We start from the raw sequence: 21,718 nt of genomic DNA, 5'->3' as shown, positions 1-21,718 counted from the left end.
ACCCTTCCCCGCGTGATCAGATGGCGCAGGGGCGAGGTCGTACGGATCCGGCGCGAGTGGCCGGGGGCGGTGGAGCTGGACGTCACCACCGGGGAGGGCCAGGCGCGCGCGCTCGCCTATCCCGCCCTCGTGGGACGCCCCGAGCCCGGCGACGCGGTCCTGCTGAACACGACCGCGCTCGCGATGGGTCTCGGTACGGGAGGTTACGCCATGGTGGTGGCGCTTCCCGACCGTTTGCCGGAAGATCCACACGGACCCGGGCATCTGGTGAAGGCACGCTACACCCCGCTGCAGGCCACCGTGCTCGGCGCGGACGAGCAGGACTCCCCGCACCACGGGGTCCTGCGCGAGGCCGACTCCCTGGACGGCATGCCGGTGGTCGTCGCCGACCTGCACTCGGCGCTCCCGGCGGTCCTGTGCGGCCTGTACGCCTCGCGCCCGCACGCCAGGGTCGCCTACGTGATGCTCGACGGCGGCGCGCTGCCCGCCTGGTTCTCCATGTCGTGCGCGCGGCTGCGGGAGATCGGCTGGCTGTGCGGGACGGTGACCACGGGCCAGTCCTTCGGCGGCGACGTGGAGGCGGTGACGACGCACACCGGCCTGCTGGCGGCCCGGCACGTCCTGGCGGCCGACGTCGCGGTCGTCACCCAGGGGCCGGGCAACCTGGGCACCGGCACGAGGTGGGGCTTCTCCGGCGTCTCGGCCGGGGAGGCGGTCAACGCCGCCGCGGTCCTGTCGGGCCGCCCGGTCGCGGCGCTGCGGGTCAGCGAGGGCGACCGGCGCGAGCGGCACCTGGGGCTGTCCCACCACTCGCTGACCGCCTACGGGCGGGTCGCGCTGGCGCCCGCCCGGATCGCGCTGCCCGAGCTGCCCGGCGACTTCGGCGCCCGGGTGGCCGAGCAGGCGCGGCCCCTGGCCGAGCGGCACGAGCTGGTCCCCGTGCCCGTGGACGGCCTGCACGACGCGCTGAAGGACTCGCCGGTGCGGCTGTCCACCATGGGACGGGGGCTGGAGGAGGACCCGGCCTACTTCCTCGCCTCGGCCGCCGCGGGCAGGCTGGCGGCCTCGCTGCTGCCCTGAGCGGCGGCCCCGCCGCCGTCACGGCCGGCGCCGGCCTCGTCGCTGTCGTAGAAGTCCTTGAAGGTGAAGGCGCGGGGGCCGGGGCCGTGCGCGCGGAGCAGCTCCAGGCGCTCCATGCCCTCCGCCAGTGAGGGGATGTGGCCCTCGGGGATCCACCACATCACCGAGTACGGCTCGGCGATGTGCAGGAACCACTCCCTGCGCCGCTGCAGCGCGGGCAGGTGGACGCTGCGGTAGACGAAGTTCCATAGGGTCTCGCGCGACTCCCAGACCGAGAAGTTGATCACCAGGTCGTCGCCGTAGTCGTGCTGGACCGTGGCCTCGGGGTCGGTCTCGCTGCCCTTGAGCCGCCAGACGAAGCCGGGCGCCGCGTCGGAGACGGCGTTGACGGGCTCGAGGAGCGCGACGAAGCCGGCGAGTTCGGGCGAGTCCAGGGGCGCCCGGAGACGGGCGACGTTCAGCTGTGCCAGATGCATGACCTCAGCAGACCATCCCGGCACCTTCTATGTCAATCATTATTGTTTATAGAGAAGCTGACGCAGCACTCCCCCGGCCGGGGATCGGACTCCGCCCGCCCCGGATCCCCGCCCAGCCCCTCCAGCAGGCCCCGGCAGAGCTCCAGGTTCATCGAGCAGACCAGCAGCGGGTGCTCCTCGGCCAGCACGTGGAACGGGCAGTTGCGCAGCCGCAGGCGGCCGCCCTCCGCGTACGGCTCGTAACCGCGCCGCCGCAGCGCCCCGGCGAGGCCCTCCGGCCCGCCCTGCGGCCCGTCCGCCTCCTGCGGCCCGCCGGGTCCGGGGCCGCCGTCCGCGCCGCGCCGCCCGTCCCGCGGCCCCTCCCCCTCGGCCCGCGCCGGCGGGGCCACCCGCCGCTGCGGCTCGGCCGCGAGCCTGCGGCCGGCCCGCGGCGCGGCCTCCTCGGCCAGCGCGTCGCCGCCGGGCACGTCCACCACCTCGGCCAGCACCAGGGCGAGCGTGCGGTAGTCCCGGGGCGGGACGCTCACCTGCCACTCCCCCGCCGCCCGCCGGTAGACCTTCGCGGGCCGGCCGCTGCCCGGCCCCGTCCGCTCCCCCAGCCGCTTGAACCCGGTCTCCAGCAGGCCCGCCTCGACGAGCTTGTCGAGGTGGAACGCGGCGAGCGTGCGCTGCACGCCCACCGCCTCGGCGGCCTCGTTCCGCCCGACCTGGCGCCCCTGGGCGACCACGTACTCGTAGACCGCCCGCCGTACGGGATCGTTCAGGGCCGCCACCACGGGAAGGTCGTCGCTGCTCACAGCCGGGAGTCTAGGCCCGCCGCGGGGCGCCCCGTCCGCGCCCGCCGGCCCCGCCCGGACCGCCGGGGCCGGCGGGCTCAGTAGGCGGCGAGGACGTCGACGACGAAGACGAGGGTGTCGGTGGACTTCACCAGCGGCGGCAGGCCGTCCGGGTAGCCGAGCTCCGGCGGGACGACCATGGCCACCCGGCTGCCGACCGGCACCCCGGCCAGCGCCCGGTCCCACGCCTCGATGACGGCGCCCCGGCCGAGCTGGAACGCCTTGGGCCGGCCCGCCTGCCAGGTGGACTCCAGGGCCGCGCCCGTCCCCCAGATCCTGCTCTCGTACTGCACGACGAGCAGCTGCCCCTGGCGGGTCTCGGCCCCCCTGCCCCGGATGAGGGTCTCCGCCCGCAGGGCCGCCGGGGGATCACCGTCCGGCAGGGCGACGGCCGGCCGCTCGCCGGGGCCGCCGGAGACCTCCACCCCGGCGACGCCGCCCGCGCCCCCACCGCCCCGGGCGGCCGCGCCGGGCGGGAAGGCCCCGAGCACGTCGATCACGTAGAGCAGGGTGTCGTCGGCGGCCAGACCACCGGGCGGGTTGGGCCCGTACCCCTCCTGCGGGGGGACCGCAGCGACCACCCGGCTGCCGACCCGGTGCCCCTGCAGCGCCTTGCTCACCCCGCCGGCCGACCGGTTCAGCGGGAAGGCCGCGGGCGCCCCCCGCTCGAAGCTGGAGGCCACCAGGCGGTTGTCCCCGCCGTCCCACACGTGCGCGGTGTAGTGGGCGACGACCAGGTCGCTCGGGTCGACCACGTCACCGGTCCCGGCCATCTGCTCGTAGACCCGCAGCTCCCCGGGCGGCCCGCCGCCGGGGAAGCCGATCCTCGGCCGGGCGCCGAAGTCGCCGCCGACCGTGACGTCCGGGCCCGGCCGGCCGTCGGCGGCGCAGCCGCAGGCCAGCACGAGCGAGAGCGCGACGAACAGGGCCCGCGTGCGCATCCGGCTCCCCTGGTGATCGGTGGATGCGCCTACCCTAACCCTCTATTGGGCGAGATGTCAGTAGCATGCGGCGGGCCCGGAGGACTCAGTAGGCGCCGACGATGTCCACCAGGAAGACCAGAGTGTCGGTGCCCTTGATGCCCGCCTGCTCGTTGCCCTGCTCGCCGTACCCGAGCGCCGGCGGGATGCTCACCAGCACGCGGCTGCCGACGGTCTGGCCGACCAGCGTCTGGTCCCAGCCCTTGATGACCTGGCCGGTGCCGATCTGGAAGGTCGCCGGCTGGCCCCGCTCCCAGCTGCTGTCGAACTGCTTGTCCGAACCCCAGATCTTGCCGATGTAGTGCGCCATGAGGTTCTGGCCCGACTTCACCTGCGGGCCGGTGCCCTTGACGATGACCTTGGTGACCAGCTCCGCGGGGGCCTTCTCCTTGGTCTTCGTGGTCAGCGTGGGCGCCTTGCCCGCCTCGGGGTTCTTCACCTCGACGCCCTTGAGGCCCGGGTCGGCGGCCTCGCCGGTCACCGTGACCGGCTCCGGCTTCAGGCCCACCATGTCCATCACGAGCACCTGGGTCACGTTCTCCTGGCCCGACTGCTTGGCCTGCTCCCGCTGCTCCGCCGTCAGGCTGTCGGGGGCCACGACGGCCACGTGGCGGCCGCCGGGCTTGGCGCCCACGAACGCCTCCTTCAGCACCGACGGCAGCTGGTCGGTGACCTGGATGGTCTCCGAGGACCCCGTGTCGTAGGTGGACCCGACCGTGGGGTTGTTCTTGCCGTCCCAGGTGTAGACCGTGTAGTTGACGATGACGTTGTCACCGACCTTGAACTCCGTGCCGGAGCCCTCCTTCACGGTCTCCTCGGACGACTTGGCCGGCGGCGTGCCCTGCGGGAACGTCACCGTCGGCTTCGCGCCGACCTCGCCGGTGACCTTCAAGCCGCTGCTCGCGGTGCTCCCGGTGGCGGAGGTACCGCCCTGGTCGGTGCCACAGGCGGCGGCGAACAACAGGGGCACTGCGGCCAGGACGGCCAGGCGACGGCGACGCATTCGATATCCCTCAAGCAGACGTCAGTTCGCGCCACACTATCCGAACCCGGCGTACGGCCGGGATAAGCGGTGAAACGTTCACCGCCCGTCCCGCCGCCCGGCCCCCCGTCACATGCCCGCGATCAGCTTGTCCACCCTCTCGTCCACGCTGCGGAACGGGTCCTTGCACAGCACGGTGCGCTGCGCCTGGTCGTTGAGCTTCAGGTGCACCCAGTCGACGGTGAAGTCGCGCCGCTTCTCCTGGGCCCGCCGGATGAACTCGCCGCGCAGCTTCGCCCGGGTGGTCTGCGGCGGCACCGACTTCGCCTCGAAGATCTTCAGGTCGGAGGCCACCCGCTCCACCGCGCCGCGCTTCTGCAGCAGGTAGAACAGCCCGCGCCTGCGGTGCACGTCGTGGTAGGCCAGGTCGAGCTGGGCCACCCGCGGGCTGGACAGCGGCAGGTCGTACTTGGCGCGGTAGCGCTCGATCAGCTGGTACTTCGTCACCCAGTCGATCTCCCGGGCGACCAGGTCGAGGTTGCCGGTGTCCACGGCGGTCAGCGTCCGCTCCCACAGCTCCAGCACCCGGTTGCTGATCTCGTCGCCGCCGCGCCGGTCCACGAAGTCGCGGGCCTTGGCGAGGTATTCCTGCTGGATCTCCAGCGAGGACGCCTCCCGGCCGTTGGCCAGGCGCACCCGGCGCCGCCCCGTCATGTCGTGGGAGACCTCGCGGATGGCCCGGATGGGGTTCTCCAGCGACAGGTCGCGCATCACCGTGCCCGCCTCGATCATCCGCAGCACCAGGTCGGTCGCGCCGACCTTGAGCAGCGTCGTCGTCTCGCTCATGTTCGAGTCGCCGACGATGACGTGCAGCCGGCGGAACCGCTCGGCGTCGGCGTGCGGCTCGTCGCGGGTGTTGATGATCGGCCGGGAGCGGGTCGTCGCCGACGACACGCCCTCCCAGATGTGCTCGGCCCGCTGGGAGACGCAGTAGACCGCGCCGCGCGGCGTCTGCAGCACCTTGCCCGCGCCGCAGATGATCTGCCGGGTGACCAGGAAGGGGATCAGCACGTCCGCCAGGCGGCCGAACTCGCCGTGCCGGCCGACCAGGTAGTTCTCGTGGCAGCCGTAGGAGTTGCCGGCCGAGTCGGTGTTGTTCTTGAACAGGTAGATGTCGCCGGCGATGCCCTCCTCGCGCAGGCGCTTCTCGGCGTCCAGCAGCAGGCCCTCCAGGATGCGCTCGCCCGCCTTGTCGTGCGTCACCAGCTCGATGACGTTGTCGCACTCCGGCGTGGCGTACTCCGGGTGGCTGCCGACGTCGAGGTACAGGCGCGCGCCGTTGCGGAGGAAGACGTTGCTCGAACGGCCCCACGAGACGACCCTGCGGAACAGGTAGCGGGCGACCTCGTCCGGGGACAGCCGCCGCTGCCCCCGGAACGTGCAGGTGACACCGTATTCGTTCTCAAGCCCGAAAATGCGGCGGTCCATCGTTCTCCTAGCGAGGGGACTGTCGGATTCACCCGGCAGAGGGGTCACTTCCCTGTCGTGGTCCTTGTGTTCGAAACGGTCGGGGCTTGGCCGTCGCCTACCTCGGTCGAGGAGAGCGGTAAGCCGCTCCGGCGAGGAGCGGCGGGGTCACTGCCTCACACTATTCGCCAGGCGCCTCGAGCGGGAAGGCTCCGTCGGGGGTTTCCGGTCGGGGGGCTTATGCCCCCCGACCCGGCCGCGTAAGCGGGCTCAGGGCGTGTAGATTTCCTGGAACTTGACGATCTTGCCCTTGTAGACCGTGATCAGCGCGGGTGTCCGGTGCTTCCCGGCGTTGCGCAGCAGCGCCGCCCGGGAGCAGCGCTCGGTGCCCAGGCCGGTCCTCGGGCTGACCGTCGTGTCCGTCCGGGCCCTGCCGCAGCCGTGGGCGCTGAGGTAGACGACGTTCCGGGCGACCGGCGAGGCGTAGGCGGTGACGTCGCCCTCCGGCGGCCCGACGAAGTAGCCCTCGGCGTACTCGGCCCTCTTCCACTTGATCGGCTCGTACTCCGCGGTGCTCCCGCTCACGTGGGTGATCCAGCCGCGCAGGACGCCGTCCTTGCGGGAGTGGACGCGCTTGGTGAAGTCGTGGCCGGGGTCGCGCTGGAACGAGGTGCCGAAGACCTTCGGGGCGGGGAAGTCGGGGACGTCCGCGGCCTGTGCGGCGGACGCGGTCGCGGTCGCGGCGGCCAGGGTCACGGAGAACGCGGCGGCCGCCGCCATGAGGGAGCGCTTCATGCCCGTTGAGACCGCCTCCGGGGGAGATCGGTTCGCCGGAGATCGCGTGATCCCCGTCACGTCGCCGCCCGGCACCGCCCCGGCGCAGGACACGCGGGACCGCCCGGCGGGGTACGGCGCGGCCCGCCGTACCCCGCCGGGCGCCCGTCAGGCGCCGGAGCCGGTGTCGATGTCGCCCTCGGGACCGGTCGCCGGAGCGTCGGGCGACCCCGGAGCGGCCCCCGGAGGCTCCGCGGACGCCTCCCCGGGCTCGGCGGCGGGAGCCGCCTGGGCGGTCGCCGCGGCCTCGGCCACCAGGGCCTCCAGCCGGGGACCGGCGAGCCGCTGGAACTTGCGGTGCGGGCGGTTGCGGTCGAGCACCGCCACCTCCAGCTGACCCACCGCCGGGCGCTCGCCGCCCGGCTCGGTCAGCGCGGCCAGCGCCGCCTCCAGCGCCTGAGCCAGCGTCATGCCCTCCCGGTAGCGCTCCTTGAGACGGCCCGCGACGGCCTCCGCCTGACCGCCCATCACGGTCATGCCGTGCTCGTCGAAGACCGAGCCGTCGAAGGTCAGCCGGTAGATCGCGTCGGTCTCGGCGGTGTCGCCGACCTCGGCGACGACCACCTCCACCTCGAACGACTTGATGGACTCGGTGAAGATCTGCCCGAGGTTCTGCGCGTACAGGTTGGCCAGGCCGCGCGCGGTGACGTCCGAGCGGTCGTAGGTGTAGCCGTTGATGTCGGCGTAGCGGATGCCGCCCAGCCGCAGCGCCTCGAACTCGTTGTAGCGGCCGACCGCGGCGAAGCCGATCCGGTCGTAGATCTCACTGATCTTGTGCAGCGCCCGGGACGGGTTGGGCGCCACGAACAGGATGCCGTGCTCGTACTGGAGCACGACCACGCTGCGGCCCCGCGCGATGCCCTTGCGCGCGTAGTCCGCCTTGTCCCGCATGATCTGCTCAGGGGACGCATATCCAAAAGGCATGGACACCGTGGTGGTCTTCCTCTCGTCTCAGCGGGGGCCGGGTCAGCGCAGCGGGGCGACGGGGCCGTCGGGGTTGGTCATGCGGGCGTCCACGACCGCCTGGACGTATCCGGCGACCTCGTCGTCGGACAGGCGGCGGAAGCCGTCGGCGGTGACCACGGCGACCACCGGCCAGATCCTGCGGGTCACGTCGGGCCCGCCGGTCGCCGAGTCGTCGTCGGCCGCGTCGTAGAGCGCCTGGATCAGCGTGAGCACGGTGTCCTCGGGCGAGGCGCCCTCCCGGTAGAGCTTCTTCAGCGCCCCCCGGGCGAAGATCGAGCCGGAGCCGATCGCGTGGTGGTGGAACTGCTCGTACGGCCCGCCGCCCACGTCGTAGCTGAAGATCCGGCCGCCGTCGATCTCGGGGTCGTAGGCCGCGAACAGCGGCACCACCACCAGGCCCTGCATCGCCATCGCGAGGTTGCCGCGGATCATCGTGGCCAGCCGGTTCGCCTTGCCGGCCACCGAGAGGGTGCGGCCCTCCATCTTCTCGTAGTGCTCCAGCTCCACCCGGTACAGGCGGGCCATCTCGATGCCGGTGCTCGCCGCGCCGGCGATGCCCATGCACGAGTGGTCGTCGGTGCGGAACACCTTCTCGATCTCCCGCTGGGCGATGATGTTGCCGGAGGTCGCCCGGCGGTCACCGGCCATCACCACGCCCCCGGCGCAGGTCGCCGCGACGATCGTGGTCGCGTGCGGGATCTGGTCGCCGACCGGCGTCGCCAGACGGTCGTCACGGCCGGGCAGCAGCTCCGGCGCGTAGGACCCGACGAACTCGGTGAACGAAGAGCTCCCGGTGTTCGTGAAAAGGTGGTTCACCATGCCGGCGGGCAGGTCCCTGTGCGATGCCACGCGACTCCCTCCAAAACTTCCGTACATGTCCGTGTCCACGGCTCGGCCGCGGCGCCGCGGCGCCGCCCGCCGCCGCCCGTGGGGCCGCGGGCCCCGCCTCGCTCCTCACTCCAGGCACCGCACCCCCCTCGCGGGCTCGTCTGCGACGCTGCGCGCCGCGGTGAACACGGGCTCGTCTAACGCCTGACCCTACTCACCCCGCCGCGCCCCATGCACTCCTCTCGATCAGCTCAACGCGAACCGCTGCCGCCCACGTCCCCGAAACACCGTCCGTCACACCCGTCATACGGCCTCTCGCCTATATCGTGACCGCGCCGGAGAGCACCCGCACCAGACTCCACCAGGGGAGGGCGCATGCCGTCCGAGACCGCCGAGACCGCCGAGATCGTCGTCGTCCCGCACACCCACTGGGACCGCGAGTGGTACCTGCCCTTCCAGCGCTTCCGCGCCGGGCTCGTCCGCACGCTCGACGAGGTCCTCGGCATCATGGCCGCCGACCCCGGCTACCGCTTCACCATGGACGGCCAGCTCGCCGCCCTGGAGGACTACCTGGAGGTCCGGCCCGAACGGCTCCCGCTCGTGCGGGCCCTCGTCACCGAGGGCCGCCTCGCCGCGGGGCCGTGGCTCGTCCTCGCCGACTCCTTCCTCTGCTCCGGCGAGACCCTGGTCCGCAACCTCGAGTACGGCGTGCGCGGCGCCGAGGCGCTCGGCGGCGTGATGCGCGTCGGCTACCTGCCCGACCAGTTCGGCCACTGCGCCCAGCTGCCGCAGATCCTCCGGCTGGCCGGGTTCGAGCACGCCTGCCTCTGGCGCGGCGTCCCCGCCCGCGTCGACCGCGACGCGTTCGCCTGGACCGGAGCGGACGGCAGCACCATCCGGACCCAGTACCTGCCCGGCGGGTACGCGGGTGCCGTCGCCCTGTTCAGCGGGCCCGCCGAGGCGGCGCCCGACCGGCTGGCCGCCTTCGCCGAGACCATGCGCCCCTGGAACCCCGACGGCCCTCTGCTCGCCATGTACGGCGCCGACCACAGCACCCCCGCCCCGGACATCGCCTCCTGCGGCGTGCGCCTGGCCACCCTCGGCGACTACCTCGCCGGGCGCGGCCCGTCCGTCGCGGGCCTGCCCGCCGTGACGGGCGAGCTGCGCTCGGCCGCCCGCGCCGGCCTCCTGCCCGGCGTCGTCTCCGCCCGCGTCCCCGCCAAGCGGGCCATGGCCCGCGCCGAGCGCGTCATCGCCCGTTACGCCGAGCCCCTGGCCGCCCTGTGGCTGCCGGGCGACCCCGCCGCCGCGCGCCTGCTGGAGTCGGCCTGGCGCCGCCTGATCACCTGCGCCGGCCACGACTCCATCACCGGCTGCGGCGCCGACGAGACCGCCCAGCAGGTCGCCGCCCGCATCGCCGAGGCCGAACAGACCGGCCAGGCCGTCGTCGATCTGGTCAGCGCCTCACTCGCCGAGCGGGTCGCCCGCGACCGGCTCGTGGTCGTCAACCCCTCGCCCTTCGCCCGCACCGCGCTGGTCCTCGCCGACCTGCCGGAGTCCCGCGCCCGGCTGCTCGCCCCCGGCGGCGGCCCCGTCCCGCTGCAGCGGCTCGAACTGGCACCCACCCTGCTCGGCGAGACCACCGTGGACGGCCTCGCCCGGCTGCTCGGCCGCCTCCACGACCGCGAGCTGTCCGGCCAGCGGATCGTCTCCTGGGAGGCGGACGCCGCCGGCGGCCTGTTCACCCTCGTGGTCGGCCGCCACGCCACCACCGGCTACGACTACTCCGCCCTGCGCCGTGCCGTCCTCGACGGCGCGGCCGCCCGTCCCGGGCCGTGGCGCGTGCGGACCCTCGCCGAACCCGTCGTCACCGTCGCCGCCCGCGTCTCCGTCCCGCCGCTCGGCCGCACGGTCCTGACCACCGCGCCCACCACGGAACCCGTCGTGGACTCCGCGGCAGCGCCCGCCGCGGAGTCCGGCGCGGGCCCGGCCGCAGGGCCCGCCACGGGCCTCCTCCCGGCCCGCCCCCGCGGGGACGCCTCCGGCCCGGCCGCCCCCGCGACCGCGGCGCCCGTGCGGGTCGGCCCCGGCGGAGCCGGGCTCGACAACGGCCTGCTCCGCGTCACCGTCGCCCCCGACGGCACCCTGTCCCTCGCAGGGTCCGCCGGCGCCGGCGCCCGCGGTGCCGAGGTCCGCGGTGTCGGCCGCATCGTCGACGGCGGCGACGCCGGTGACACCTACGACCACGCGCCGCCCCGCCACGACCTCCTCGTCGACACCCCCGTGTCCGTGGAGGTCGAGACCCTCTGCGCCGGGCCGCTGGTGTCCGTGCTCGAGATCCGCCGCGCCTACCGCTGGCCCGCCTGGTCCTCCCCGGACGGCCGCTCCGAACAGACCGAGGCCGTCACCGTCACCACCCGCGCCGAACTCCGCGCCGGCGAGCCGTACCTGCGGCTGGAGACCTCCTTCGACAACCGCGCCCGCGACCACCGCGTCCGCTGGCACGCCCCGCTCCCCCGCCCCGCCGCCGAGTCCTTCGCCGAAGGGCAGTTCGCCGTCGTCCGGCGCGGCCTGACCGTCGAGGGCGGCTGCGGCGAGCACCCGCTGCCGACCTTCCCCGCCGAGGGCTTCGTCTCCGCGGGCGGCCTGGCCGTCCTGCTGGACCAGGTCACCGAGTACGAACTGACCGGCGGCGAGCTCGCCCTCACCCTGCTCCGCTCCGTCGGCCACCTGTCCCGGGACGGCAACGCCCACCGCCCCGAGCCCGCCGGGCCCGCGCTGCCCACCCCGGACGCCCAGTGCCCGGGCCCCACTGCGATGCGCTTCGCCGTCCTGCCGCACGCCGGCACCTGGGACGAGGCGGGGCTGCCGCGCCTGGCCGAGGAGTACCGCCACGAGCTGCTGGCCGTACCGGGCTCGGGCGGGGGCCCCGACGCCCAGGACGTCCCCCCGGCCGCACCGGCCCCCGCCGGGCCGCTCCCCGCCGCCGGAGGATCCCCGGGGCGCGGGCCGCTGTCCGGGGCGGGGGACGGGCTCCCCGGGCGCGGGCCGCTGTCCGTCGAGGGCGCGGGCGTGCTCCTGACCGCGCTGCGCGAACGCGACGGCGCGCTGGAGGTCCGCCTGGTGGCCGAGCACCCCGCCGCCACCGAGGCCGTGCTCCGCGGCTCCTTCCGGGCCGCCCGCCGCGCCGGCCTGCTCGGCGCGGCGGGCGAGCCGCTGGAGGTCGCCGGCGGCGCCGTACGGCTCCCGCTACGCCCCTACGAGATCGCCACCCTCCACCTGGCCCGCTGAACCGCCGCCGGTCCGGCCGGTCCGCAGCCGGGACAGGTCTTCGGACCCGCCGAGGAACCCGTCCTCACTCCCGGCTCCGGATCCGGGCGCCTGCTGTCACTGGCCGCCCTTCTGGACGTACGACCGCACGAACTCCTCCGCGTTCTCCTCGAGGACCTCGTCGATCTCGTCCAGGATCGAGTCGACATCGTCCGAGAGCTTCTCGTGGCGCTCCTGGACGTCGGAGGCCGGAGCGGTCTCGACCTCCTCCACCTCACGGTCGGTCCGGCCGGTCTGCTTCTGGCCGCCGGTGTCCTTGCTGACCATCTGTGGCACCTCCGCATGGGGGACGTCTGTGGTTCATATCTTCCCCGAACCGGCCGACATTGCGCGCAGATCGCTCCGCGATCTTTGCCGGCAGCCCGGGTCGTACCCGCCAGACAACCTCCCCCACCCCTTCCCGGGCAAATTCCCGCCCCTTGACTAGATACTATTACTATCCAATTATTGGAAAGCGAAACTATCCAACGAGGAGCACCCATGTCGCCGTCGTCCCTCAGCACCGCCGGAGTGCTGCTGATCACCGTGCCCGCCGTCGCCTTCGGCGGGGTCTCGCTGCTCGCGCACATCATGCGCGACCTCCCCGGCTACCTGGACAACCCGGTCCGGCGCGGCCTGTGGCGGGCGGGCCACGCCCACGCGGGGGTCCTGGTCCTCTTCGCGCTCGTCGCGCTGCTCTACCTCGACCACGCGGATCTGCCCGCCGGCCTCCGGGCGCCGACCCGGACGCTGATCGCGGCCGCGCCCGTCCTGATGCCGCTCGGCTTCTTCCTGTCGGTGGCGCGACCCTCCGACACCAGGCCGAACAAGCTGATCTGGCTGGTGCCGCTCGGCGGGGTCTCCCTGGGAGCGGGGACCCTCCTGCTGGGCCTCGGCCTGGTCTGATCCTCGCCGCTCGCATCCGGTCTCCATGTCGACACCGGTCAGAGGCCCTTTACATCGTAGATTCACGCTTTTCCGGAGCGATCGGCGCCCTCCGGACCGCTCCAAGTAGGCCTTCGGCCCCGTTTCCTGGGATCATTGCCCCGTGAGCACCATCGTCGCCGGCCGGTACCAGCTCGTCGCCCCCGTGGGACAGGGTGCGACAGGTGTCGTGTGGCGGGCCTACGACCTGCTACTCGAGCGAGACGTGGCACTCAAGGAGATCGCCCTGCCACCGGGTCCCGGGGCGGACGAGCGGCGCCGCCGGGTGGTCAAGGAGGCCCGGATGGCCGCGCGCCTGAGCCACCGGGGCATCGTGACGGTGCACAACCTGGCCGAGGAGGCCGAGCGCCTCTGGATCGTCATGGAGTACCTCGAGGCCCTGACGCTGCACGAGACCGTGGCGCAGGCGGGCCCGCTCCCGGCCGACCTGGTCGCGAAGATGGGCCGCCGCCTGCTGGAGGCACTGCGGCACGCCCATGACGGCGGGGTGGTCCACCGGGACATCAAACCCGCCAACATCATGCTGACCGGCGACCGGGTGGTGCTGGCCGACTTCGGCTTCGCGGGCTTCGAGAGCACGGCGACCACCTCGCTGCGCGGCACCCCGGCGTTCATCGCGCCGGAGACCCTGCAGGGCCGGGGCGGCACCCGCGAGGCCGACATGTGGTCGTTCGGGGCGACGCTCTACATGGCGGTGGAGGGCAGGACGCCCTTCCGCACGGTGGACTCGATGGCCGAGCTGGCGGCGGTCCTGCAGGGCCCGCCGCGCGCGCCGCGGCGGGCGGGGGCGCTGGAGCCGATCCTGCGCGGCCTGCTCCGCAAGGACCCGGCGGCCCGCCTGACCTCCGGGCAGACGTACGCGATGCTCGTGAACCTGCGGCGGCACAGTGCCGCGTGACCGCGGCGGAACGGCACCGGAAAAAGCCTTCCGCCCGGCCCCGGCATATGTCTTCCGCTCGATCCCGGCGCATAAAGGCGGCTGAAATGATATTCCGGCCCGGGCGCGGCTGAATCGTTATGCGTGATATAAGCGGTCGCCACGCCGTGAACCGTTCCACCTGAAAACATGAATCCCGGAGGGGCCCGGTTTCTACGTGCAACAGGTGGGTTCATGGAAACGGGAACGGGAAGGCCGAGGCTGCTCGGGGATCGTTATCGGCTGCTCTCACCGAAAGGGCGCGACGGGCAGGGGATCGTCTGGCGGGCGCACGATCTGAGGCTCCGCCGCGATGTCGCGATCAAGGAGATCCGGCCGCGGTTCCGCGCGGACGGCGCCGACCTGAAGGAGGCGCGGCGGCGGGCGATGCGCGAGGCGCGCTCGGCGGGGCGGCTGAGCCATCCGGCGGTGATCGCGGTGCACGACCTGCTGGAGGAGGACGGGCGGCTCTGGATCGTGATGGAGCTGCTGGAGGCGCTGACGCTGGAGGAGACGGTCGGGCACCTGGGCCACCTGCCGGTCCACTGGACGGCGTGGATCGGGTTCCAGCTGCTGGGCGGGCTGCGGCACGCGCACGGGGCGGGGGTGCTGCACCGCGACATCAATCCCGGAAACATCCTGCTGACGGGCGAGCGGGTGGTGCTGTCGGACTTCGGCATCGCGGCGCTGAACGGCGACCCGAGCACCTCGACGACGGTGCCGGTGCACTGCGCTCCGGCCTACGTCGCGCCCGAGCGGCTGCGCGGCAGGCCGGCGAACCCGTCGGCGGACCTGTGGTCGTTCGGGGCGAGCCTGTACTTCGCGGTGGAGGGGCGGCCGCCGTATCCGGGCTCGGACGCCCTGCAGGTGCTGGGCCGGGCGATGAGCCGCGATCCGGACCCGCCGCTGAGGGCGGGCCCGCTCGGCGCGGTGCTGCGGGGGCTGCTGCGGCGCCCTCCCGCGGAGCGGATCACCGCCGACCACGCGGCGCGCCTGCTCTCGGAGATCCTGCGGACGGAGGGGGTGGCGGTGGACGCGCCCCGGCTCCCCTCCGCGCGGATCCCCCCGGACGCCCTCATGCGGTAGCCGGGGACCGCCCCGCGGCGGTTCCTTCCCGGCGCGCGGCGCAGGGCCGTACCGGGCCTCCCCGCGGGGTCCGGTACGGCCGGGCGCTCACTTGTCGCCGGTGAGGGCGGTGACCAGTTCGGCGGCGGTGTGGCAGCGGTCGAACAGCTCGCCCACGTGCGCCTTGGTGCCGCGCAGCGGCTCCAGGGTGGGGACGCGCTGCAGGGACTCCCGGCCGGGGATGTCGAAGATGACCGAGTCCCAGGAGGCGGCGGCGACGGCCTCGCTGTACTGGCTCAGGCAGCGCCCGCGGAAGTAGGCGCGGGTGTCGCTGGGCGGCACCTCGACCGCGCGCTGCACCTCCTCCTCGGTGACCAGGCGCTGCATCCGGCCGCGGGCGACCAGGCGGTTGTACAGGCCCCGGTCGGGGCGGATGTCGGAGTACTGCAGGTCGACCAGCTGCAGGCGCGGGTGCGACCAGGGCAGCCCGTCGCGGCTCCGGTAGCCCTCGAGGATCTCCAGCTTGGCGACCCAGTCGAGCTCCCCGGCCAGCTGCATGGGGTCCTCGGCCAGGCGGGTCAGGACGGACTCCCAGCGGTCCAGGACGTCCTTGGTGATCTCGTCCATGCCGGTGCCGCTGCGGGTCTCGGCGTACTTCCTGGCCAGTTCGAGGTATTCCATCTGGAGCTGGACGGCGGTGAGCCTGCGCCCGTCGCGCATCGGGATCTCGTACTTCAGCGTGGGGTCGTGGGAGACCGCGCGCAGCGCCTGCACGGGGTTCTCCACGGCCAGGTCGCGGGTGAAGTAGCCGTCCTCGATCATGGCGAGGACCAGCGCGGTGGAGCCCAGCTTCAGGTAGGTGGAGATCTCCGACATGTTCGCGTCGCCGATGATGACGTGCAGCCGGCGGTACTTCTCCGGGTCGGCGTGCGGCTCGTCGCGGGTGTTGATGATCGGCCGCTTGAGCGTGGTCTCCAGGCCGACCTCGACCTCGAAGAAGTCGGCGCGCTGGCTGATCTGGAAGCCCTCGCCCCGGGAGTCCTGCCCGATGCCGACGCGCCCGGCGCCGGTGACGACCTGCCGGGAGACGAAGAACGGGGTGAGGTGGCGGACGATGTCGGCGAACGGGGTGGCCCGCCGCATCAGGTAGTTCTCGTGGCAGCCGTAGGAGGCGCCCTTGTTGTCGGTGTTGTTCTTGTAGAGCTGGATCGGCGCGTTGCCGGGGATCGCCGAGGCGCGCAGCGCGGCGTCGTGCATGACCCGCTCACCCGCCTTGTCCCAGATCACCGCGGCCCGGGGGTTGGTGCACTCGGGCGTGGAGTACTCGGGGTGGGCGTGGTCGACGTACAGCCGCGCGCCGTTGGTGAGGATCACGTTGGCCAGGCCGAGGTCCTCGTCGGTGAGCTGGCTGGCGTCGGCGACCTCCCGGGCGAGGTCGAAGCCGCGCGCGTCGCGCAGCGGGTTCTCCTCCTCGAAGTCCCACCGCGCCCGCCGCGCTCGCGCCGCCGAGGCGGCCAGATAGGCGTTGACGACCTGGGACGAGGTCACCATCGCGTTGGCCCCCGGCTGTCCGGGCACGGAGATGCCGTACTCGGTCTCGATGCCCATCACCCGCCGTACCGTCATGCGCACCCTCTGTTCGTCCGGGGCTGTTCGTCCGCCGTATATATCCCCGAGCCTAGACCCTTCACTATGCCCAGTGGTCAGACAGTTATGGCACCGAGGCCTTTTCGCCCAGGGCGGCGGGCGCCGCGGGCGCGGGCGCGGCGGCGGCCCGGCGGCGCCGGCGCGCCTTGACGAATTCCTGGACCGGCCGCTCGACGACGCGGTGGACCGCGTAGGACAGGGCCGCGACGGCCAGGACCGTCACGGCGGCGGTCGCCCAGGGCGGCAGCGCGTCCCGGAGGGCGGGGACGATCAGCACGGCCCCGGCGGTGTGGAACAGGTAGAGCGGGTAGGTGAGCGCGCCCAGGACGACCAGGCCGCGCCAGCGCAGCCACCCGAGCCAGCCGAGGGCGACCATGGCCATCAGCACGTAGAAGGCCACCACGGTGGCGATGACGGCCCAGTCGGGCACGGGCATGGCCTCGTAGCCGACCAGGTCGATGCGGCTGTGCACGCGGTCCAGCGCGGCGCTGACGGCCATCCCGCCGCTGATGCCGGCCGTGCACCATAGCACGAGGCGGGGGCCGTAGCGGGTCATCAGGTAGAAGGACATGCCGCCGACGAAGTAGGCCGCGTACTTGGGCATCACGAGCAGGTCCACCCAGTGGTTCTCGGTGCCGGAGAAGAAGGCCGCGGCGGCCAGCCAGAGGCCCATGAAGGCCAGGCAGCGGCCGAGCGTCGGGCCGACGACCACCAGCACGGAGATCAGCAGGTAGAAGCGGAGCTCGGCCCAGAGCGACCAGTAGACGCCGGTGGCGTCGGTGACCTCGAACAGGCGCTGGAGCATGGTCAGGTTCGCCAGGTACTCCCCCGCGCTCAGCTTGGGGTCCAGCGCTCTGGCCTCCGTCAGGCCGTACAGGGCGGCGGTGACGCCGACGCTGACCCAGTAGGCGGGATAGAGCCGCACGACGCGGGAGAGGGCGAACCCGCCCAGGCCGCGCCCCCAGACGCTCATGAGGATGACGAAGCCGCTGATCATGAAGAACAGCTCGACGCCCAGGATGCCGAGCCCGGAGACGGTGGAGATCGCCGGGAAGAGCTCCGCGGGCGCCTCGCCCCAGACCGAGCGGAAGGCGATGAAGTAGTGGAAGGCGAGGACGGCCAGGGCGGCCACGAACCGCAGGAGGTCCAGCTCGGCGAGGCGGCCGCCCTCAGCCGCCCCGCGGGACCGCGTGCCGGTCACCGGGTGACCGCGTCACAACGGTCACAGATGCCTCGATATTCACATATACATCGACATTCACGCACGCACCTTTGACGGCGTCCCGAGCGGTTGGGTTCCTGCGACTTCGCGGGCGGCGGCGTCCTGTTGGCGGATCGTGACCATCGAGGACGTCAGCGCCGAGCGCAGGGCGCGCATGGCCGGCGGTTCGAGCCGGCTGCTGACGAGGTGGGCGACGAGCAGCGCGGCGAGGGTCGCCGCGGCCAGCGCCGCCCACTTCGGCAGATGGGGGGCGGCGGCGCCGATGACGAGGGCGCCGACCGGCAGGTGGAGCAGGTAGAGGGGGTAGGTGAGCGCGCCGAGCGTGACGAGCGAGGGCAGGCGCCGCAGCCGGGACAACCGGCCGGTGGCGGCCAGCGCCATGACCACGAATACCAGCGTCAGCACGCCGGCGATGAGGTACGGCCCGGCGGCCGCGCCGTGGTACTCCCGCACCCGGGCGCCCCCCTCGGTGACCGCCTCGACCACGGCGAGGATCCACGACACGCCGACGAACGCCCACGGGACGGCCGACGAGCCCGCGCGGTGGATGAGGTGGAGCGCCATGCCCGCGATGAAGTAGGGGGCGCACCAGGGCATGAACAGGAACTCCAGCAGCGGGCTCTTGGCCGCCGTCGCGGTCAGCGCGAGGACGAGCCAGCCGGCCATGAAGATCACGCAGCGCCGGTAGGTGACGCCCACCAGGGCCAGCACGCCGATGAGGAGGTAGAAGCGCAGCTCCGCCCAGAGCGTCCAGTAGACCGCTCCCAGGTCGCGGATCCCGAGTCCCTGCTGCACCATCGTCAGGTTGGCGAGGATCTCCCACGGGGCGAGGGCCGGGCCGTACAGGCCGGTCAGGGAGAGCGCCCCGAGGACGCCGACGCTCAGCCAGTACGCCGGGTAGAGCCGGGCGATCCGGGAGACGGCGAACTCCCCGGCGGTGCGTCCCCACACGCTCATGAGGATCACGAATCCGCTGATCATGAAGAACAGGTGCACGCCGTAGACCCCGAAGGTGCTGATCTTCCTCAACCCCTCGAACCTGACGTCCCCCCACGCCTTCATCTCGACGAAGTGGAAGGCCAGGACGGACGCGGCGGCCGCGAACCGCAGCAGGTCGATCTCGGCGAGCCGGGTGGAGAAGGACGATCGCACGGTAGGCCAATCATGTCGGGAGGGGACCGGTCGCCACGATAGACCACGGTGGGACCACCGCGCGGCGCCGCGATCCCGTGATCGGCCGGGGAGGCGGCAACGGCGACGGCGCGGCCCCGGGAGGGGGCCGCGCCGCCGTGGTGCGCCGGGTCCTACAGGTACTGGCCGGTGTTGGCCACCGTGTCGATGGACCGGCCGGCCTCGGTGCCCTGCTTGCCGGAGACGAGGGTGCGGATGTAGACGATCCGCTCGCCCTTCTTTCCGGAGATGCGGGCCCAGTCGTCGGGGTTGGTGGTGTTGGGCAGGTCCTCGTTCTCGGAGAACTCGTCCACGCAGGCGGCCAGCAGATGGTTGATCCGCAGACCCTTCTGCCCGGTCTCGAGGAACTGCTTGATCGCCATCTTCTTGGCGCGGTCGACGATGTTCTGGATCATCGCGCCGGAGTTGAAGTCCTTGAAGTACAGGACCTCCTTGTCACCGTTGGCGTAGGTGACCTCCAGGAAGCGGTTCTCCTCGCTCTCGGCGTACATCCGCTCGACCACGCGCTGGATCATGGCCGCGATGGTGCCCTCGCGGCTGCCGCCGTGCTCGGCGAGGTCCTCGGGGTGGAGCGGGAGCTCGGCCGTGAGGTACTTGGAGAAGATGTCCTTGGCCGCCTCGGCGTCCGGCCGCTCAATCTTGATCTTGACGTCCAGGCGGCCGGGCCGCAGGATCGCCGGGTCGATCATGTCCTCGCGGTTGGAGGCGCCGATCACGATGACGTTCTCCAGGCCCTCGACGCCGTCGATCTCGGACAGGAGCTGGGGGACGATCGTGTTCTCGACGTCGGAGGAGACGCCCGAGCCGCGGGTCCGGAAGATCGAGTCCATCTCGTCGAAGAACACGATCACCGGGGTGCCCTCGGAGGCCTTCTCCCTGGCCCGCTGGAAGACCAGGCGGATGTGCCGCTCGGTCTCGCCGACGTACTTGTTCAGCAGCTCCGGGCCCTTGATGTTGAGGAAGAAGCTCTTGCCGGACTGGCCGGTCTTCTCCGCGACCTGCTTGGCCAGGGAGTTGGCGACGGCCTTGGCGATGAGCGTCTTGCCGCAGCCGGGCGGGCCGTACAGCAGCACGCCCTTGGGCGGGCGGAGCCTGTGCTCCCGGAACAGGTCGGAGTGCAGGTAGGGAAGCTCGATCGCGTCCCTGATCTGCTCGATCTGCCGCATGAGCCCGCCGATCTCCTCGTAGGAGATGTCGGGCACCTCCTCCAGGACGAGCTCCTCCACCTCGGACTTGGGGATGCGCTCGTAGACGTAGCCCGAGCGCGGCTCCAGCAGCAGGGAGTCGCCGGCGCGGATCGGCTGGCCGACGAGCGACTCGGCGAGCTTGACCACGCGCTCCTCGTCGGCGTGCGAGATGACCAGCGCGCGCTCGCCGTCCTCGAGGAGCTCCTTGAGCATGACGATCTCGCCGAGCTCCTCGAAGCCCAGGGCCTCGACGACGTTGAGCGCCTCGTTGAGCATGACCTCCTGGCCGCGCTTGAGCTGCTCGACGTCGACCGCCGGGCTGACGTTCACGCGGAGCTTGCGTCCGCCGGTGAACACCTCCACCGTGCCGTCGTCCCTGGCCTCCAGGAAGACGCCGAACCCGGACGGCGGCTGCGCCAGCCGGTCGACCTCCTCCTTCAGCGCGACGATCTGGTCCCTGGCTTCCTTGATGGTCGCGACCAGACGCTCGTTCTGGCCGGTGACGGCCGCTAGTTTCGCCTGTGTCTCGTGGAGATGCTCCTCGAGGATCCTGGCCTGCCGGGGAGACTCCGCCAACTTCCGACGCAGCGCGGTGATCTCCTCCTGCAGGAAGGAGACCTGTGTTGTGAGATCAGCGACCTCCCGTTCGCGCTGCGCGGCTCGAGCCTCAGCGTCGTCGCGAGCTGCCACGCCGTCACCTCCTTCCCAGTCGAGACCGACTACTCAAGACCCTACCCATCTGGGGGCTGTCCGTTACCTGGCCGGGCGGTATTCGTATGGCTACATCAAGTGTTCGGCGATTAATCCCTTATGTTGCGTTTAGTGCTGTCAGCATAAGAACACGGGCTTCTGTTCCCATGTAATACCTGACATCCGTCGTGGCCGAATCGTCATGTGGCGGAGATCACGGTGACGCCGTGGATTCCTCGCCATATGCCCCCTTCGCCGGACGCCTACGCCGCGGCGGAGGTGTCACCCCGTCCGCCATGCGACGGGCGGTGACGAGGAACCCCGTGTGGCCGACCATCCTGTGGTCCGGCCGTACGGCGAGCCCTTCGACGTGCCAGTCGCGAACCAGGGTCTCCCACGCATGGGGCTCGGTGAAACTTCCATGTTCGCGCAAAGTTTCGACCGTGCGGGAGAGCTGGGTCGTCGTCGCCACGTAGCAGCAGATGACACCGCCCGGCGTGAGGGCCTTGGCCGCCGCGTCCACGCACTCCCACGGCGCCAGCATGTCCAGGATGATCCGGTCGACGTCGCTCTCGTCGAGCGCGCCCACGAAGTCGCCGACGACCAGGCGCCACTGCTCCATCGGCCCGCCGTAGAACTTCTCGACGTTCTTACGGGCGACCTCGGCGAAGTCCTCACGGCGCTCGTAGGAGGTGACCTTCCCCTCCGGGCCGACCGCGCGCAGCAGGAAGCAGGTGAGCGCGCCGGAGCCGACGCCGGCCTCGACGACGCGCGCGCCCGGGAAGACGTCGGCCATGGCGACGATCTGCGCGGAGTCCTTGGGGTAGATGACCGCCGCGCCGCGCGGCATGGACAGCGTGTAGTCCGGCAGCAGATGGCGGAACGCGAGGTACTGCGTACCGCCGGAGGAGCGGACCACCGATCCCTCGGGCTTGCCGATCAGGTCGCTGTGCGGGATGAACCCCTTGTGCGTGTGGAAGACACCGTCCTCCTTCAGCGTCACGGTGTGGCGCTTGTTCTTGGGGTCGGTGAGCTGTACCTGATCCCCGGCCCGGAACGGGCCATGCCTGCGAAAACCCATGTGCGCAAGGGTATCG

At 72.3% G+C, this 21,718-nt stretch carries 19 protein-coding genes; 5 read left to right on the top strand and 14 right to left on the bottom strand.

Features of this window, described 5'->3' with window-relative positions:
• Positions 1-12 precede the first annotated feature (12 nt).
• Positions 13-1,080, top strand: coding sequence for a DUF3866 family protein (locus ABD823_RS00575; RefSeq protein ID WP_344854639.1), 1,068 nt, complete (start codon positions 13-15; stop codon positions 1,078-1,080).
• Here the strand turns inward: ABD823_RS00575 and ABD823_RS00570 are convergent.
• The 8 genes from ABD823_RS00570 to prcB all read right to left on the bottom strand — a co-directional run bounded on the left by ABD823_RS00570 (position 1,026) and on the right by prcB (position 8,497).
• A complete protein-coding gene (locus ABD823_RS00570) occupies positions 1,026-1,556 on the bottom strand; it encodes a DUF3291 domain-containing protein (RefSeq protein ID WP_344854638.1) in 531 nt (176 codons plus the stop codon). The genes ABD823_RS00575 and ABD823_RS00570 overlap by 55 nt on opposite strands.
• A 32-nt stretch (positions 1,557-1,588) precedes the next feature.
• Complete coding sequence (locus ABD823_RS00565; RefSeq protein ID WP_344854636.1) at positions 1,589-2,353, bottom strand: helix-turn-helix transcriptional regulator; 765 nt, start codon at positions 2,351-2,353, stop codon at positions 1,589-1,591.
• Positions 2,354-2,430: 77 nt separating this feature from the next.
• Positions 2,431-3,333: an FKBP-type peptidyl-prolyl cis-trans isomerase gene (locus tag ABD823_RS00560; protein WP_344854635.1), complete on the bottom strand. Its 903-nt coding sequence runs from the start codon at positions 3,331-3,333 to the stop codon at positions 2,431-2,433.
• A gap of 85 nt (positions 3,334-3,418) precedes the next feature.
• Positions 3,419-4,375 (bottom strand): FKBP-type peptidyl-prolyl cis-trans isomerase, encoded by a 957-nt coding sequence (locus tag ABD823_RS00555; protein ID WP_344854633.1) that lies wholly within the window; start codon positions 4,373-4,375, stop codon positions 3,419-3,421.
• A 108-nt stretch (positions 4,376-4,483) separates the two neighbouring features.
• Positions 4,484-5,842 carry a Pup--protein ligase gene (pafA, locus tag ABD823_RS00550; protein WP_344854632.1) on the bottom strand — a complete coding sequence of 453 codons (1,359 nt, stop codon included), beginning with the start codon at positions 5,840-5,842 and terminating at the stop codon, positions 4,484-4,486.
• Positions 5,843-6,091: 249 nt separating this feature from the next.
• Positions 6,092-6,616 carry a hypothetical protein gene (locus tag ABD823_RS00545; RefSeq protein ID WP_344854630.1) on the bottom strand — a complete coding sequence of 175 codons (525 nt, stop codon included), beginning with the start codon at positions 6,614-6,616 and terminating at the stop codon, positions 6,092-6,094.
• Positions 6,617-6,763: 147 nt separating this feature from the next.
• On the bottom strand, positions 6,764-7,579 hold the full coding sequence (gene prcA, locus ABD823_RS00540) for a proteasome subunit alpha (protein WP_344854628.1): 816 nt from the start codon (positions 7,577-7,579) through the stop codon (positions 6,764-6,766).
• A gap of 42 nt (positions 7,580-7,621) precedes the next feature.
• Positions 7,622-8,497 carry a proteasome subunit beta gene (gene prcB, locus ABD823_RS00535; protein ID WP_425566545.1) on the bottom strand — a complete coding sequence of 292 codons (876 nt, stop codon included), beginning with the start codon at positions 8,495-8,497 and terminating at the stop codon, positions 7,622-7,624.
• 327 nt (positions 8,498-8,824) lie between these two features.
• Here prcB and ABD823_RS00530 point away from each other — a divergent pair, with 327 nt between their 5' ends.
• The gene (locus tag ABD823_RS00530) at positions 8,825-11,740 is read left to right on the top strand and encodes a glycoside hydrolase family 38 N-terminal domain-containing protein (RefSeq protein ID WP_344854627.1); all 2,916 of its coding nucleotides are present in this window, start codon (positions 8,825-8,827) and stop codon (positions 11,738-11,740) included.
• 96 nt (positions 11,741-11,836) lie between these two features.
• Here the strand turns inward: ABD823_RS00530 and ABD823_RS00525 are convergent, their stop codons facing one another.
• Entirely contained in the window at positions 11,837-12,046 is a 210-nt protein-coding gene (locus ABD823_RS00525) for a ubiquitin-like protein Pup (protein ID WP_344854625.1), read from the bottom strand.
• 213 nt (positions 12,047-12,259) lie between these two features.
• Between ABD823_RS00525 and ABD823_RS00520 the strand changes: the two genes are divergently transcribed.
• The 3 genes from ABD823_RS00520 (at position 12,260) to ABD823_RS00510 (ending at position 14,705) form a co-directional block, all read left to right on the top strand.
• Entirely contained in the window at positions 12,260-12,664 is a 405-nt protein-coding gene (locus tag ABD823_RS00520; RefSeq protein ID WP_344854623.1) for a hypothetical protein, read from the top strand.
• 142 nt (positions 12,665-12,806) lie between these two features.
• Entirely contained in the window at positions 12,807-13,601 is a 795-nt protein-coding gene (locus ABD823_RS00515; protein WP_344854622.1) for a serine/threonine-protein kinase, read from the top strand.
• 213 nt (positions 13,602-13,814) lie between these two features.
• On the top strand, positions 13,815-14,705 hold the full coding sequence (locus ABD823_RS00510; RefSeq protein WP_344854620.1) for a serine/threonine-protein kinase: 891 nt from the start codon (positions 13,815-13,817) through the stop codon (positions 14,703-14,705).
• Positions 14,706-14,792: 87 nt separating this feature from the next.
• On the opposite strand, the gene dop is transcribed toward ABD823_RS00510, so the two are convergent.
• The 5 genes from dop to ABD823_RS00485 all read right to left on the bottom strand — a co-directional run bounded on the left by dop (position 14,793) and on the right by ABD823_RS00485 (position 21,702).
• Complete coding sequence (gene dop / locus ABD823_RS00505) at positions 14,793-16,310, bottom strand: depupylase/deamidase Dop (RefSeq protein ID WP_344854619.1); 1,518 nt, start codon at positions 16,308-16,310, stop codon at positions 14,793-14,795.
• Positions 16,311-16,395: 85 nt separating this feature from the next.
• Positions 16,396-17,532, bottom strand: a complete 1,137-nt coding sequence (locus ABD823_RS00500; RefSeq protein ID WP_344854617.1) for an acyltransferase family protein — start codon at positions 17,530-17,532, stop codon at positions 16,396-16,398.
• 57 nt (positions 17,533-17,589) lie between these two features.
• Positions 17,590-18,705, bottom strand: coding sequence for an acyltransferase family protein (locus ABD823_RS00495; protein ID WP_344854615.1), 1,116 nt, complete (start codon positions 18,703-18,705; stop codon positions 17,590-17,592).
• A 152-nt stretch (positions 18,706-18,857) separates the two neighbouring features.
• Positions 18,858-20,621: a proteasome ATPase gene (gene arc, locus ABD823_RS00490; RefSeq protein ID WP_344854614.1), complete on the bottom strand. Its 1,764-nt coding sequence runs from the start codon at positions 20,619-20,621 to the stop codon at positions 18,858-18,860.
• Between the two features lie 214 nt (positions 20,622-20,835).
• The gene (locus ABD823_RS00485) at positions 20,836-21,702 is read right to left on the bottom strand and encodes a tRNA (adenine-N1)-methyltransferase (protein ID WP_344854612.1); all 867 of its coding nucleotides are present in this window, start codon (positions 21,700-21,702) and stop codon (positions 20,836-20,838) included.
• Between the last annotated feature and the right edge of the window lie 16 nt (positions 21,703-21,718).

Source organism: Planomonospora alba (genome assembly GCF_039534085.1).
Classification (GTDB): domain Bacteria; phylum Actinomycetota; class Actinomycetes; order Streptosporangiales; family Streptosporangiaceae; genus Planomonospora_B; species Planomonospora_B alba.
Note: the sequence above shows the minus strand (reverse complement) of the source record. Positions and strands in the feature narration are given on the sequence as shown.